This is a genomic window from Saccharomonospora sp. CUA-673, assembly GCF_001942305.1.
Classification (GTDB): Bacteria; Actinomycetota; Actinomycetes; order Mycobacteriales; family Pseudonocardiaceae; genus Prauserella.
The window spans coordinates 234940-249573 of record NZ_MKKE01000011.1 but is presented as its reverse complement, the minus strand read 5'-3'; the positions used below and the strand labels follow the sequence as shown (position 1 = coordinate 249573).

Here is a 14634-nt window from a genome sequence, read left to right as displayed (position 1 = left end):
TGTCAGCACCCCACGTCGCCGTGTCAGCAGTTCGCGTCGCCGTGTTGGCAGCCTGTGTCGCGGTGTTGGCGGTTCAGCGCGATTCCTTCGCACCGATGACGTCGAGGACGGCGCGTTCCAGGGCGTAGTCGGGGTCGGCGGCGGCGCCCTTGACCTCGGCGTTGACACGCGCGACGGTGCGCATCGCCTCCGCGAGACCGCCGGCGCTCCAGCCGCGGGTCTGCCCCTGCGCCTTGCGGATCTTCCACGGCGGCATACCGAGCTCGCCGGCCAACTGGTTCGGGTTCCCCCGGCCCGCTGCGGACACGCGGGCGACGGTGCGGACGGCGTCGGCGAGGGCGTCCGCGATCAGCACGTGCGGCACCCCGATCTGCTGGGCCCACCGCAGCGTCTCGAGCGCGGCCGCGCGGTCGCCGCCGACGGCCTTCTCCGCGACGAGGAAGCCGGTGACATCCGCCTTCCCGCGGTGGTACCGGCGCACCGCCTCCTCGTCGATCCGCCCACCGGAGTCGCGACCAGCTGAGTGGCCGCCGACGACAGTTCCCGCAGGTCGGAGCCAACCGCGTCGACGAGCGCGGACACACCGGCGGCGTCGATCCGGCCGCCCACGCGCTTGACCTCGGCCCGAACGAACGACTCCCGTTCAGCCGGTTTGGTGATCTTCGGGCATTCGGTGACCTCGGCGCCGGCTTTCCGCAGTGCCGCCGGCAGCGATTTCGCGGCCTTGCTGCGGCCGCCGCCGGAGTGCACGACGACGAGCGTGATGCCGTCGGCGGGGTCCTTCAGATACCCGCCGACGGCGTCGGCGAGCTCCTGTCCGATGTCCTGGGCCTGCTCCAAGACGATCACCCGGCCCTCGCTGAACAGCGACGGACTGACGAGTTCTGCCAGCTCAGGAGGGGTGATGTCGGAGACCTTGGTGCGGGTCAGCTCCGCCGTGGCGTCCACCTTCCGCGCGGCGTCGACGGCAGCCTGCACGGCACGGTCGACGAGGAGATCCTCGTCGCCGAGCACGAGGTGAAGCGGCGATCCGGGGGCGGGGGAAGCTGTCACACGCCGATCATCCCACGGTGATCCGGACCGCACAGGCATGGCAGCCGCCGAACCCGATGGCCTAGGCTGGACGCACAACGCGCCGCGCAGGCATACGGCCGACAATCGAATACCGCTCATCAAGAGGGGCAGAGGGAACGGCCCTGCGAAGCCCCGGCAACCGGCGTCAGCCTGTCATCTCGATCCCGCGAGGTAGCTGACGACAACGGTGCTAATTCCGACCCGTGCCAGCGGGGCAGATGAGGAAAGGAACCTCGCGATGACCGCAGCCCTCACAACCTCCACCACGCGCGCCGTCGACCTCGGTCCGGCCGTCGAACTGGTGTCGAAGGAAGAGGGGCACCGGCAGCCACTGGCGCCGGAGTTCGTGTCCGCCGAAGACTTCTCGCCGCTCGAGGTCGCCTACGACTTCGGCCGGGTGCGCCGGGAGGACATCGAGGCCGGGCCGCGCAACATCTGGCGTTACAAGAAGCTGCTTCCGGTGCCCTCGAACGTCGAGGAGATCCCGAACACCGAACCGGGCTGTACGAGGCTGGTGCGTGCCGACAACCTCGCGAAGGCGCTCGGCGTGAAGCGTCTCTGGGTGAAGGACGACACCGGCAACCCGACCCATTCGTTCAAGGACCGCGTGGTCGCCGTGGCGCTGGCCGCGGCGCGCGAGTTCGGTTTCGACACGCTCGCGTGCCCGTCGACCGGCAACCTCGCGAACGCCGTGGCCGCGGCCGCCGCCCGTGCGGGCTGGCAGTCCGTGGTGCTGATCCCGTCGTCGCTCGAGCGCGCGAAGATCCTCACCACGGCGGTGTACGACGGTGCACTGCTCGCGGTCGACGGCAACTACGACGACGTCAACCGACTGGCCACCGAGCTGGCCGCCGAGCACGAGTCCTGGGCGTTCGTGAACGTCAACGTCCGGCCCTACTACTCGGAGGGTTCGAAGACCCTCGGCTACGAGGTGGCCGAGCAGCTGGGCTGGCGACTGCCCGAGCAGATCGTCGTCCCGATCGCCTCCGGTTCGCAGCTGACGAAGGTCGACAAGGGCTTCAAGGAGCTGGCACAGCTGGGCCTGGTCGACGACTCGCCGTACACGATCTTCGGTGCGCAGGCCACGGGCTGCTCCCCCGTGTCGGCCGCGTTCCGCAACGGTCACGACGTCGTGCAGCCGGTGAAGCCGGACACGATCGCGCGGTCGCTGGCGATCGGCAACCCGGCCGACGGTCCGTACGTGCTCGACACGGTCAACCGCACCGGCGGGGCGATCGAGGACGTCTCGGACGAGGAGGTCGTCGAGGGCATCCGTCTGCTGGCGCGCACCGAGGGCATCTTCACCGAGACCGCGGGCGGCGTGACGGTCGCGACGGCGAAGAAGCTCATCGAGGCCGGCAAGATCGACCCGGACGCCGAGACGGTCCTGCTGATCACCGGCGACGGTCTGAAGACCCTCGACGCGGTCGAGGACCGGGTCGGCCCGAAGGCGACCGTCCCGCCGTCGGCGGCCGCGGTCAACGAGGTCCTGGGCAGCTGAGCCCGACCCCCACGTCCGCGCACGGGGCCCTGATCGGTGGTCAACGCCGGTCGGGGCCCCGTCGCACGACATGGGGTCCGCGCTCCCCGTCGTCGGGGTCCGGCACGACCGCGATGTCACCTCCCTCGTCGGTGCGGGCGATCAGCGCACCGTCGCCGCGAAGGGTGCGGATGATCTCGTCGTTCGGATGACCGTGGGTGTTGTCGGCGCCCACGCTGACCAGCGCGACCCGTGCACGCACCGCTGTCAGGAACTCGTGGTGGGTGTGCCTGCTGCCGTGGTGCGGAACCTTCAGGATCTCCGCCTCCACGTCGACCCCACGTGCCAGCAGGTCGCTCTGCGCGGCCAGCTCGATGTCCCCGGTCAGCAGCACCCGCCCGGCGGGGGTCGAGGCCCGAGCCACCACCGAGGCATCGTTGACCGCCGTGCCGTCCGCGCTGGACTCCGTGTGCTCCGTCCCGTCGCCCGCCTCCTCGCGCGCCGCCGGTGCGACGTAATGCGGACCGAGCACGTCCAGCGTCAGCTCGTTCCAGCGCACCTGCTCGCCGACGTTGAGCTCGACGACCGGCACCCGATTCGCGCGGGCCTCGTCGACGACCGCGCGCCACGCCCACGACGGCGTCCGGCCCTGTCCCACCCCGACCGCGCCGACGGCCCGGCCGTCGAACACCGCCGACAGCCCACCGAAGTGGTCGGCGTGCAGGTGGGTGATCAGCACGAGCGGCACGCGCTCGACACCCAGCCGATCCAGGCAGCCGCCGAGCGATCCGGGTTCGGGTCCGGTGTCGACGACGACCGCGCGGCCGGGTTCGCCGGTGGACAGCACGAGCCCGTCGCCCTGTCCGACGTCGCAGGCCACGACCGACCATCCGGTGGGCGGCCAGCCGGGTGCCACCACGCGCACGCTCGCGAGCGCGATCAGCACGGCGACCACGGCCACCGCGACAACGATCCGCGCGGGGCGGTACCGCAGCGCGCCGACCGCTGCGACCGTGACCACCGCCGCGAGCAGACCGCCCGACCACCCGGGTGGCCAGTCCACGACGCGCCCGGGACGGCCGCCGAGTACCGGGCGACCCACAGCAGCCAACTCACGCCGGGTCCGGCGAGGTGCACCAGTACCTCGCCGCGCCGAGCCACAGCGGCGCCACGGCCGTGGCCAGCACGCCGAGCACCATGACCGGTGCCACGACGGGCGTGGCCAGCAGGTTCGCCACGACGGACACGATGCTGATCTCGCCGACCATGCCGGCGAGCACGGGCACCGTCACCAGGAACGCCGCGACCGGCACCGCCAGCGCCTCGGCCGCGCCGGGTGGGACGCCACGCCGGCCCAGTGACGCGGCCCAGCGCGGGGCGAGGAAGACCAGACCGGCGGTCGAGACCACCGACAACGTGAACGCCATGCTCGTCGCCATCGCCGGGTCGTAGAGCACCAGGACGCAGACCGCCACGGCCAGCGCGGGCACGGCCGAGCGGCGTCTGCCGAGCACGAGCGCCGCCAACGCCAGGGCACCCATCACGCCGGCCCGCAGGACGCTGGGCTGGTAACCCACCATCACCACGAAGCCGACGAGCACCACGCCCGCCACGCACGCCGAACCGGTGGGACCGCAGCGCAGCAGTCGCGCCAGCAGCAGGGCCGCGCCGCACACGATCGCCACGTGGGTCCCGCTCACGGCCGTCAGGTGGGACAGGCCCGAGTCGAGGAAGTCCTGGCGGACCTGCTGGGACTGTCCGCTCGTGTCACCGGTGACGATGCCGGGCAGCAGACCCGCCTCGTCGCTGACGCCTCCGGTGCCGTCGCTGTCACCGAGCACGGACGAGGCCTCGCGCAGGCCCTCCCGCAGCGATGCCGCACCCCGTTGCCACCACGACGCGGGGCCGACCCGTTCCGGCGGGCCGCGCACGTAACCGACCGCCACGGTCAGCTCCCCCGGCCGGGCCGGCGCCATCGACGCCTCGGTGCTCACGTGCTGTCCGGGCAGCAGTTCGCCCCACCCTGCGGCTGGCGCGATCACCAGCATGCGACCGGTGCTCGGTACGACGTCACCGCGGCTGCGGGCCGCGACGACCTCGACCGGGACGAGCACCGAGCGGCGTTCGTCGGCGACCGAGTCCGCGCCCAGGCCGTCGTCGGTGTCGGTGCGCAGTGGACGCGGGCGTTCCCGCAACTCCACCCGCAGGTCGGCGGTGGCCCCGTCGTCCGCGACGGCGCGCATCGGATCGTGTTCGGCGGCGTGGAGCCGCACCGACAGCGGGCCCGCCACCAGCAGGCCGCAGGTGAGCAGGGCCAGCGCCGCGGGCAGCAACCGCGGGCGGGCGCCGACGACATCGCGGGTTCGGCAGCGGCCGCACAGCAGGCTCCGGCGACCACCGCCGCCACACCGGCCCCCAGCGCGGCCGCCCAGCCCCACATCAGCCCCGCGAGCGCACCCGCCCACACGGCGAGCGCCGCGGGCACCAGCCGCAGGTCGCGCGGTCGCCTGCCGTCCTCCCCGCGCGCGGCCGCCCGCACGTCCGCGGCCGTGCCGAGCCGGGCCGTCACGAGACGCTCACGTGCTCGCGCAGCGATTCGAACTTCTTGTCGCCGATGCCGTCGACCTCACGCAGTTCCTCGATCGCGGTGAACCCGCCGTGCTCGGTGCGCCATTCGATGATCCGCTGCGCGGTCACCTCCCCCACGCCCGACAACGTCTCGAGTTCGTCCTGGTCCGCGGAGTTGAGCGAGACGAGACCGCCGTCGCCGTCGCCGTCCGCACCGTCCACAGCGGACCCGTCCTCGGCGCCGTCACCGGGCTGGGGCTCCATTCCCGGCGGCACGGGCACGTCGACGTAGAGCTGTTCGCCGTCGACGAGCTTGCGGGCGAGGTTGACCGAGAGCAGATCGGCCCCGGGCCGCGGGCCGCCTGCGGCCTCGACCGCCTCGGCCACCCGCGCGCCCGCGGGCAGGGTGACCAGTCCGGGTTCGCGCACCTTGCCGACGACGCTGACGACGAGCTCGTCGGGTTCGGAATCGCCCTCGGGGCCGGGGTCCACCGCGGCGTCCTCGGTTCCGGCATCGGGGTCGGGCTCCGGAGTGGCCGCCGGGCTCGCGGGTTGCTCGTGCGCCACCGGCAACGGTGGCGGCGCCTCGCTCGACGGCCGACCCACCAGCACGACGACCACGGCCCCCAACGCGACCGCGATCCCCGCCACCACGCTCAGGGCGACGCGCCGCCGTCGCGGACCGGAATTACGCGGCCGCATCCGCACAGGCATGTCGCCGAGGACGTCGGCGACGCGCGGTGGGAGCCATCGTTCCGCCCAGCGACCCACTCGCCCACCGACCGGATCACGGGCCTCCGGCGAAATCTCGGCAGCGTCGGTGCCGCCGGTCCCCTCGGCACTGTCGGTGTCGGTTGCGATGTCGGTGATGTCGGCGAGCCGACGCTGCGTCGTACCGTCCCGACCTTGCTTCTGCGTTGTCTGCTCGAACACACGCTCGACGCTAGGAACACAGCGACGCACACGGCAGTGGCAATCTCGCATTCTGTGGACAAGCGGGGCGTTGTGGACAACTCACGCCGCACACGCCCGGACGAACCGGGACTGTCGGCGGGGCCCACTACGATGCCCTGCCCCACCCACCGGGGCCGCTCGGACAGACCTGGCTCAGGTGACCGGACGTTGCACGACGACACCCAGCACACCGGGGCCGGTGTGCGCGCCGATCACGGCACCCAGCTCGGTCACGACACACCCGCTCGAGGTGGGCAGCCGCTCCTCGAGGCGCGTCGCGAGCTCGGCCGCGCGCTCCGGGGCGGCCAGGTGGTGCACGGCGACCTCGACGTCCCGCTCGTCACCGGCGGCCTCCTCGGCGAGGGCGACCAACCGTCCCATCGCCCTGTTCGTGGTCCGCACCTTCTCGAGCGGGGTGATCTCCCCGCCCTCCATGTGCAGCACGGGTTTGACCAGCAACGCCGTCCCGAGCAGCGCGGCGGCGTGGCCGATCCGGCCGCCCCGCCGCAGATGTTCGAGCGTCTCGACCACGAACAACGTGCGCGACCGTGTCGCCGTCGCCGTCGCCGCTTCCTCGACGGCCACGGCGTCCGCGCCGTCCCGGGCGGCGGTGGCGGCGTGGATCGCGGCGAACCCGAGGCCCATCGCGGTCGTCCGCGAATCGACCACCCGCACCCGCTCGGACCCGACCTCCTGGGCCGCCAGGACCGCCGCCTCCCACGTGCCCGACAGCCGTTTCGACAGATGGATCGACACGACCGCGTCGGCGCCGGCGTCGAGGGCGGCGCGGAACGTCGACGCGAACTCTCCCGGGGTCGGCCGTGAGGTCGTCACGATGCGCTTGTGCGCCAACGCGTCGGCCAGCTCCTCCGGTCCGAACTCGGCGCCACCCGGAGCGGGCGCACCGTCGACGAGCACGTGCAGCGGCACGACCCGGATGCCGAGTCGTTCGGCGAAGCCTTCGGGCAGGTGGGCGGTGGTGTCGGTGACGACGGCGACGGGCACGTGCGCCACCTTACGGGCCCAAAGGCCCCATTTCGGAACCCGCGGAGTTCGCGCTCGCCACCAACGGTGCGATCCGCGCGGCCATCGCCCGACCGACCGCGGCGTGACCGTCCCAGCCCCAGTGCATACCGTCCGGGTTGCCGTGCCCGCCGAGCACGTGCTCGCCGACCACCGCGCCGATGTCCACCATCGGCACGTCGGTCCGTTCGGCCCACGCGACCAGCCGGCCGTGCGTCGCCGCGCGTTCGGTGTGGACCCCGCCGTAGGCTGCCGAACGGTGCACCGACGGCAGCCAGCCGACGATCGGCAGGTCGTCGCGCAGCACCCGCAACGCCCCGACGGACGTGTCGAGGTACCGCTCGGTGAGGCGGGCCGGCAGCACGGCCGGGCGGCCGCGGGTCAGCTTCGCCAGCACCGGCTGCGCCACCCGGTACCCGCCGCGGGCGAGCCGGCGCAGCCGGTCGGGGCGCAGGTACCGCAACCCCGTACGCAGATAGGTCGGCAACGGCGACGGCAGCGTGTCCATGCTGCCCACGGCCAGGACGACGACATCGGCCCGGTGCAGTTCGGCCCACAGCCGGGGATCGCCGATCAACGCCCACCAGGCGTCGCGTGCCGTCCAGCCGAACCCGGCGAACAGCACCGCTTCCCCGCCGAGCTCGTGGGCGCACACGTTCGGCCACAGCCGGGGTTCGTCGGAGGGATGGCCGCTGTCGGGGCCGTGGAAGCTCAGCGAATCACCGAGGACCAGGATCCGCGGCGACGGTGACGGTGGAGTCGACCGCGGCGGTGACGTCGACGGCGATCCGGCCATGCGCGCTCAGCCGGTGATGCCGGCGTTGTAGGCGTGCAGCCGCCAGCGATCGTCGCGGTAGCGCAGGTCGACCCAGTGGCAGTTGCCGATGCCGCCGAGCGACGGCCACACGGCGACCGGCAGGTCGACGAGATAGGCGGTCAGCGCCACGATCAGCCCGCCGTGGGCGGCCAGCAACACCGTGCCGTAGTCGTGCTCGTCGCGCAGCAGGTCGCCCACGACGTCGGCGGCACGCTCGGCCACGTCGATGCGGTTCTCCCCGCCCGGCGGTGCCCACGTCGCGTCGAGGCGCCACCGTTCCCGCTCCCCCGGCGCCTGCGCGTCGACCTCGGCGCCGGTCAAACCCTGCCACTCGCCGAGGTGCGTCTCGCGCAAGCGCTTGTCGAGGCGCAGCGGCACGCCGATGGCCTCGGTGAGCACGGTGGCCGTGTCGGTGGCCCGACGCAGGTCGGAGGCGATCACCAGCTCCGGTTCGAACCGCGAGAGCGCGGGCGCGGCGAACCGCGCCTGGTTCCATCCGACCTCGGTCAGGGCCGAGTCGAGATGTCCCTGCATGCGGCCGGCGGCGTTGTAGGTGGTCTCGCCGTGCCGCCACAGAACGAGGCGCTCGACGCTCACGAGTCGTCCGTGTCCTCGGCGGCGCGGGCCACCGCGGCCTCGAGTCCGTCGATCTCGATCCGCGGGCAGTCCTTCCACAGCCGCTCGAGGCCGTAGAAGGAGCGCTCGTCGTCGTGCTGCACATGGACGACGACGTCGACGAAGTCGAGCAGCACCCAGCGGCCCTCTCGGGTCCCCTCGCGGCGCACGGGCTTGTGCCCGGCCCTGCGCAGCTGTTCCTCGACGTTGTCGACGATCGCGCCGACCTGGCGCTCGTTGGCCGCGGAGGCGATGACGAACGCGTCGGTGATGACCAACTGGTCCGAGACGTCGAGCACGACGATGTCGGTCGCCTTCTTGTCCGCGGCCGCGTGCGCGGCCACGTTCGCGAGGTCTCGTGCTTCGGCCGTCGCTGCCACGGTGGTGCCCTCCGGGATCGGTTCGTACGCGGGATGCAGGGTACCCGCAGGGCCCGACACGTCAGTCCGCTCCGCCCCGTTGGACGTGATCCGGGCGATAGAGGCCGCGCTTGTGGATGTAGCGCACGACGCCGTCGGGCACGAGATACCAGACGGGCTCCCCCGCCCCGACCCGCTCCCGCAGGGCGGTCGACGAGATCGCCATGGCCGTGACCTCGACGAGCGTGGCCTTGCCGGGCGGCAGATGGTCGTCGTCGAGCCTGTAGCCGGGCCGCGTGACGCCGATGAAGTGCGCGTTGGCGAAGACCTCGTCGGCCGCACGCCAGGTGAGGATCTGCTGGAGCGCGTCGCGCCGGTGATGAAGAACAGGTCGTCGTCGGGGTACGCCTGGCGCAGGTCCCGCAGCGTGTCGACCGTGTAGGTCTGCCCGCCGCGGTCGATGTCGACCCTGCTGACGGAGAAAACCGGGTTGGACGCGGTGGCGATGACCGTCATCAGATAGCGGTCCTCGGCCGGGGTCACGACCCGATCGGTCTTCTGCCAGGGCTGGCCGGTGGGGACGAACACGACCTCGTCGAGTTCGAACCTGGCCTGGACCTCACTGGCTGCGACGAGGTGGCCGTGGTGCACGGGGTCGAAGGTGCCCCCCATCACCCCAATGCGACGCGGCGACATGACTGCCTACCTTATCCGACCTCGCACGACGTGCCGCGAGTCCCCGATCGACGCCCGGTCGACCCCAGATCCGCGCCGTGCGGTTCGGCCTCCCTGCGGGGTCGAACCGCACGGCGCGGGGGTGCGCGCGGCGATCTGGGGGACGCGCCGCGCGCCGCCGGCTCCCCGGTCCGGCGCGGAGGAGACCTCCCCGGACGCGCCCCATGACGCGATCGCATGGTGACCTGGGACACATTCCGGCGCGAACGGTCCGTTCGCGTCACCGATTTCGGGCGCGGCGCGCGTCCTGTCGGTCCGGGCGTGTAGAGCTGGACCCGTGAGCACCGAACTTCGTGACCGAGCGAGCACACTCCTGCGGGCCCTGGCGGGCGAGCACGCGAGCCTGCGCGACGACCAGTGGACCGCCATCGAGGCCCTCGTCGCCGAGAAGCGGCGCGCACTCGTCGTGCAGCGCACAGGCTGGGGCAAATCGGCCGTGTACTTCCTGGCCACGGCATTGCTGCGGGAACGCGGCGCGGGGCCGACCGTGATCATCTCGCCGTTGCTGGCGCTGATGCGCAACCAGATCGCGGCCGCCTCCCGCGCCGGCATCCGCGCCGCGACCATGAACTCGGCCAACCAACAGGAGTGGGACGAGGTGCAGACCGGCGTCGACGCCGGCGACGTCGACGTGCTGCTGGTGAGCCCCGAACGGCTGAACAACCCGGACTTCCGGGACGCGGTGCTGCCGAAGCTCGCCGCGAGCGCCGGACTGCTGGTGGTCGACGAGGCGCACTGCATCTCGGACTGGGGCCACGATTTCCGCCCCGACTACCGGCGCCTGCGCACCCTGCTCGCCGAGCTGCCCGACGGCGTTCCGGTGCTCGCCACCACCGCGACGGCCAACGACCGGGTCGCCACCGACGTGGCCGAGCAGCTCGGCATCGGTCGCCAGTCCGGCACGCTGGTGCTGCGAGGACCGCTTGATCGCGCGAGTCTCCGCCTCTCGGTCGTCGACCAGCCCACCGAGACGGCCCGGCTCGCCTGGCTCGCGCAACACCTGGGCGAGCTGCCCGGATCCGGCATCGTCTACACGCTCACCGTCGCCGCCGCCCACGACGCCGCGGCGCTGCTGGCCCGCCGCGGCCACGCGGTCGCGGCCTACACCGGTAAGACCGACCCCACCGAACGGCAGAGCATCGAGGACGACCTGCTCGCCGATCGCGTCAAGGCCGTCATCGCCACGTCGGCGCTGGGAATGGGTTTCGACAAGCCCGACCTCGGCTTCGTCGTCCACCTGGGAGCGCCGTCCTCGCCGATCGCCTACTACCAACAGGTCGGCCGCGCGGGCCGCGGCGTCGAGCGGGCCGAGGTCGTACTGCTGCCCGGTCCGGAGGACCGGGCGATCTGGGACTACTTCGGATCGCTCGCCTTCCCCGACGAGAAACGCGTCGCGCAGGTGCTCGACGCGCTCGCGGTGGCCGACCGTCCACTGTCGACAGCCGCACTCGAACCGCGGGTCGAACTGTCCCGCTCCCGGCTGGAGATGGTGCTCAAGGTCCTCGACGTCGACGGCCCGTGCGACGCGTCAAGGGCGGCTGGGTCGGCACGGGACAGGCGTGGAGTTACGACGCCGAGCGGTACGAGCGCGTCCGCACCGCCCGGGAGGCCGAACAGCGGGCGATGCTCGACTACGCCGCGACCCGGTCCTGCCGGATGGAGTTCCTGCGCACGCAGTTGGACGATCCGGAGGCCGCCCCGTGCGGCCGGTGCGACAACTGCACCGACACCCGCTGGTCGGCCGAGGTCTCCGGCGACGTCGCCACCGAGACCGCGGAGGCGCTGGCCCGGCCCGGGGTCGAGCTCGCACCCCGCAAGCAGTGGCCGACCGGACTGGCCGCGCTGGAGGTACCCCTGTCCGGCCGGATCGCGGCCGACGAGCAATCCGCACCGGGCCGGGTCGTCGGCAGGCTGACCGATCTCGCCTGGGGCGGACGACTGCGCGACCTGCTGGGCCCCGAGGCGCCCGACGGACCGGTGCCCGACGACCTGTTCAAAGCTTGCATCGACGTACTGGCGTCGTGGGACTGGCAGACCCGGCCCGTCGGCGTGGTCGCCATGGGCTCGGGACGCCGCGGGCGGCTCGTGGCCGACCTCGCGAGCAGGCTGGCCTCGACCGGCAGGCTGCGCTTGATCGGCACGCTCGACGCCGACGGGCCGCCACCACGGCGCGCCAACAGCGCCGTCCGACTGGCCGACCTGTGGCAGCGCATTCACGTGCCCGCCGACGTCCAGGAGGGCGTGGGCGAGCTCGACGGTCCCGTGTTGTTGGTCGACGACCTCGTCGACACCGGATGGACGATGACCGTCGCCGGGCGACTCCTCCGCCGCGCCGGCGCCGACGCCGTGCTGCCGTTCGCGCTCGCGTCCACGAGCTGACCCCGAAACCCGCGACCGGCGTCCCTGACCGACGGCCGGTGATCGCACTTTCGGACACTCAGGACAGAACGGATTTTCCCGCCATGTCAGCACTTCCGCGTTTCTTCGCGCTGTGGCACAGTGCCGATGCCCTGCGCCCGCGCCGGGCACCTGTGCGATGCCACACCGATGTGGAGGAGCGACATGGCCGAGCCGGATACCCACGTGTCCAGACCACACAGGCTGCCGGTGCGGCGCCTCGTCGCCGCCAGCGCGGGCAACGCGCTCGAATGGTTCGACTGGACGATCTACGCCACGTTCAGCATCTACTTCGCGAGTGCGTTCTTTCCCGGAGAGCTCGCCACGATCAACACGTTCGCGACCTACGCGCTGGCGTTCTTCTTCCGCCCGCTCGGCGGACTCCTGATCGGACGGTTCGCCGACGTCCGCGGCCGCAGGCCGGCCATGATCTTCACGATCGTGCTGATGGCGGGCGGATCGATCGTCATCGGCGTCCTGCCGACCTTCGACCAGGTCGGCTGGCTCGCGCCCATCATGCTGTTGCTGGCCCGCATCGCGCAGGGCATGTCACTCGGCGGGGAGGTGTCCAACGCCTCGGCCTATCTCGGCGAGATCGCACCGGCGGACCGCCGCGGCCGCTACTCGTCGTTCTTCTACATCTCGACCGGCACGGCCGTGCTGCTGGCCTCGCTGCTCGGCTTCACGCTCGCGCGCGTGATGAGCGACGAGGCGCTGTACGACTGGGGCTGGCGACTGCCGTTCATCCTGGGCGGCGTGCTCGGCATCGTGGCGCTGTGGCTGCGTACCAACCTGGCCGAGACCGAGCAGTTCGAGGACAACAAGTCGACCGCACGCCGGGTGCGCAGGCCCCTGCTGACGACCTTGAGCCGGCATCCGAAGGCCGTGGGCTACCTCGTCGGCTTCACGATGCTCTCGACGCTGTGCTACTACACGTTCTTCAGCGCGCTCACCCCGTTCGCGGTCAACACGCGCGGCGCCGACGACGTGGACGTGTTCCTCGCGCTGTCCCTCGCGACGGCACTGTTCGTGCTCCTGCAGTACCCGATGGGCGCCCTGGCCGACCGCTACGGCCGCCGCCCCCAACTGCTCGCCTGGTCGGCGGCGACGGCGATTCTGATCGTGCCGCTGTCGAGCCTCGTGCGGCCCGGATTCTGGGGACTGCTCGTCGTGTTCGGCGTCGGACTGACGCTCTACACCGCGATGACCTCGATCGCGCCGGCGATCATGAGCGAACTGTTCCCCACGTCGGTACGCGCGCTCGGCATCGGCGCCTGGTACAACCTCACGGTCGCGGTCTTCGGCGGCACGGCGCCGCTGGTGATCACCGCACTGTCCGACGCGGGCATGGCCGTGGCGTTCTTCTGGTACGTCGCCGCCGCCGCGGCCGTGGCGTTCCTGGTGATCCTGCGCCTGCCGGAGACGCGCGGCTCCGAACTGCGCTGAACCGTCCGGCGGCGCGGCACCCGTCAACCGCACCGTCAGCGGCGGCCGAGCGGCACGAGGTCGTCGGCGTGAACGACCTCCCGGCGGTGTTCGTCGGGAAGCTCGTGTGTCGAGCGGCCGATCATGTCGGGCAGCTCGGCCACGTCGTAGTTCACGACGCCCCTGGCCACGACCCGCTGCGCGGGGTCGACGAGGTCGACCACGTCGCCGGCGTCGAAATCGCCGTCCACGCCGACGATTCCGGCGGCCAGCAGCGACCGGCGCCGCCGCACGACCGCGTTCACGGCACCGTCGTCGAGGTAGAGCCTGCCGTGCGTGCCGGCGGCGTAGCCGAGCCAGAACCGGCGAGCCGACAGGCGTTTGCCCGCGGGCCGGAACGCCGTGCCGGCATCGGCGGCGCCGAGCGCGTCGACAGCCTGGGCGGCCGCGGCGATGAGGGCGGGGATCCCGGCCGAGGCGGCGGTCCGCGCCGCGGCGACCTTCGACATCATCCCCCCGGTACCGAGACCGGAGCTCGACATCCCGACCTTCAGACCGTCCAGATCGGACTCGTCGGCCACCTCGGAGATCTTCCGCGTCCCACCGGCACGGGGATCACCGTCGTACAAGGCGTCCACATCGGACAGCAGGATCAGGCCGTCGGCCCGGACCAGATGCGCCACGAGCGCGGCGAGCCGGTCGTTGTCGCCGAAGCGGATCTCCTCGGTGGCGACCGTGTCGTTCTCGTTCACCACCGGCACCGCGTCGAGGGTCAGCAGGCGGCCCAGGGTCCGCTCGGCATTCCGATAGTGCGCACGGCGCACGACGTCGTTGGACGTCAGCAGCACCTGCCCCACCGTGAGGTCGTAGCGGGCGAACGAGGCGGCGTAGGCGTGGGCGAGCGCGAGCTGACCGACACTGGCCGCCGCCTGCTGCGTCGCGAGGTCGCGCGGACGCCCACCCAGAGACAGCGGGGCGAGCCCCGCGCCGATGGCGCCCGACGAGACCAGCACCACCTGGCTGCCCCGTCCGACCCGATCGGCGACGGCGTCGACGAGGGCGTCGAGCCGGGCGGCGTCGAGCCCGTCACCCGCCGTCGTGAGCGACGACGATCCGACCTTGACCACGACACGTTTCGCCGCCGCGATCGCCTCGCGCACGTCGCTCACCGACGACTCACCACCGCG

8 protein-coding genes, 4 pseudogenes and 1 riboswitch are annotated in these 14634 nt (G+C 72.3%); of the genes and pseudogenes, 3 read left to right on the top strand and 9 right to left on the bottom strand.

What is annotated here, in order from left to right; translation table 11 throughout:
- Positions 1-73: 73 nt before the first annotated feature.
- Positions 74-1092, bottom strand: a pseudogene (gene holA, locus BJF85_RS07285) (DNA polymerase III subunit delta).
- Positions 1093-1166: 74 nt separating this feature from the next.
- A riboswitch (SAM riboswitch) is annotated at positions 1167-1299 on the top strand.
- A 13-nt stretch (positions 1300-1312) separates the two neighbouring features.
- On the opposite strand from holA, the gene thrC reads away from it, so the two are divergent.
- A complete protein-coding gene (gene thrC, locus BJF85_RS07280) occupies positions 1313-2575 on the top strand; it encodes a threonine synthase (protein WP_075846269.1) in 1263 nt (420 codons plus the stop codon).
- 40 nt (positions 2576-2615) lie between these two features.
- On the opposite strand, the pseudogene BJF85_RS07275 reads toward thrC, so the two are convergent.
- The 7 genes and pseudogenes from BJF85_RS07275 to nadD form a co-directional block, all read right to left on the bottom strand.
- Positions 2616-4994, bottom strand: a pseudogene (locus BJF85_RS07275) (ComEC/Rec2 family competence protein).
- A gap of 125 nt (positions 4995-5119) precedes the next feature.
- Positions 5120-6055 carry a ComEA family DNA-binding protein gene (locus BJF85_RS07270; RefSeq protein ID WP_255375463.1) on the bottom strand — a complete coding sequence of 312 codons (936 nt, stop codon included), beginning with the start codon at positions 6053-6055 and terminating at the stop codon, positions 5120-5122.
- Between the two features lie 174 nt (positions 6056-6229).
- Positions 6230-7081, bottom strand: a complete 852-nt coding sequence (locus tag BJF85_RS07265) for a DegV family protein (RefSeq protein WP_075846333.1) — start codon at positions 7079-7081, stop codon at positions 6230-6232.
- Positions 7082-7091: 10 nt separating this feature from the next.
- The gene (octT, locus tag BJF85_RS07260; RefSeq protein WP_075846268.1) at positions 7092-7895 is read right to left on the bottom strand and encodes a diglucosylglycerate octanoyltransferase; all 804 of its coding nucleotides are present in this window, start codon (positions 7893-7895) and stop codon (positions 7092-7094) included.
- 6 nt (positions 7896-7901) lie between these two features.
- Complete coding sequence (locus tag BJF85_RS07255; RefSeq protein WP_075846267.1) at positions 7902-8513, bottom strand: histidine phosphatase family protein; 612 nt, start codon at positions 8511-8513, stop codon at positions 7902-7904.
- Positions 8510-8911 carry a ribosome silencing factor gene (rsfS, locus tag BJF85_RS07250; RefSeq protein WP_075846332.1) on the bottom strand — a complete coding sequence of 134 codons (402 nt, stop codon included), beginning with the start codon at positions 8909-8911 and terminating at the stop codon, positions 8510-8512. The genes BJF85_RS07255 and rsfS overlap by 4 nt, the downstream gene beginning before the upstream one ends.
- Positions 8912-8972: 61 nt before the next feature.
- Positions 8973-9562 (bottom strand): annotated as a pseudogene (gene nadD / locus BJF85_RS07245) (nicotinate-nucleotide adenylyltransferase).
- A gap of 340 nt (positions 9563-9902) precedes the next feature.
- Here nadD and BJF85_RS07240 point away from each other — a divergent pair.
- Positions 9903-12004, top strand: a pseudogene (locus BJF85_RS07240) (RecQ family ATP-dependent DNA helicase).
- A 183-nt stretch (positions 12005-12187) separates the two neighbouring features.
- Entirely contained in the window at positions 12188-13468 is a 1281-nt protein-coding gene (locus BJF85_RS07235; RefSeq protein ID WP_075846266.1) for an MFS transporter, read from the top strand.
- Positions 13469-13503: 35 nt separating this feature from the next.
- On the opposite strand, the gene proB is transcribed toward BJF85_RS07235, so the two are convergent.
- Positions 13504-14616, bottom strand: a complete 1113-nt coding sequence (gene proB, locus BJF85_RS07230) for a glutamate 5-kinase (protein WP_075846265.1) — start codon at positions 14614-14616, stop codon at positions 13504-13506.
- Between the last annotated feature and the right edge of the window lie 18 nt (positions 14617-14634).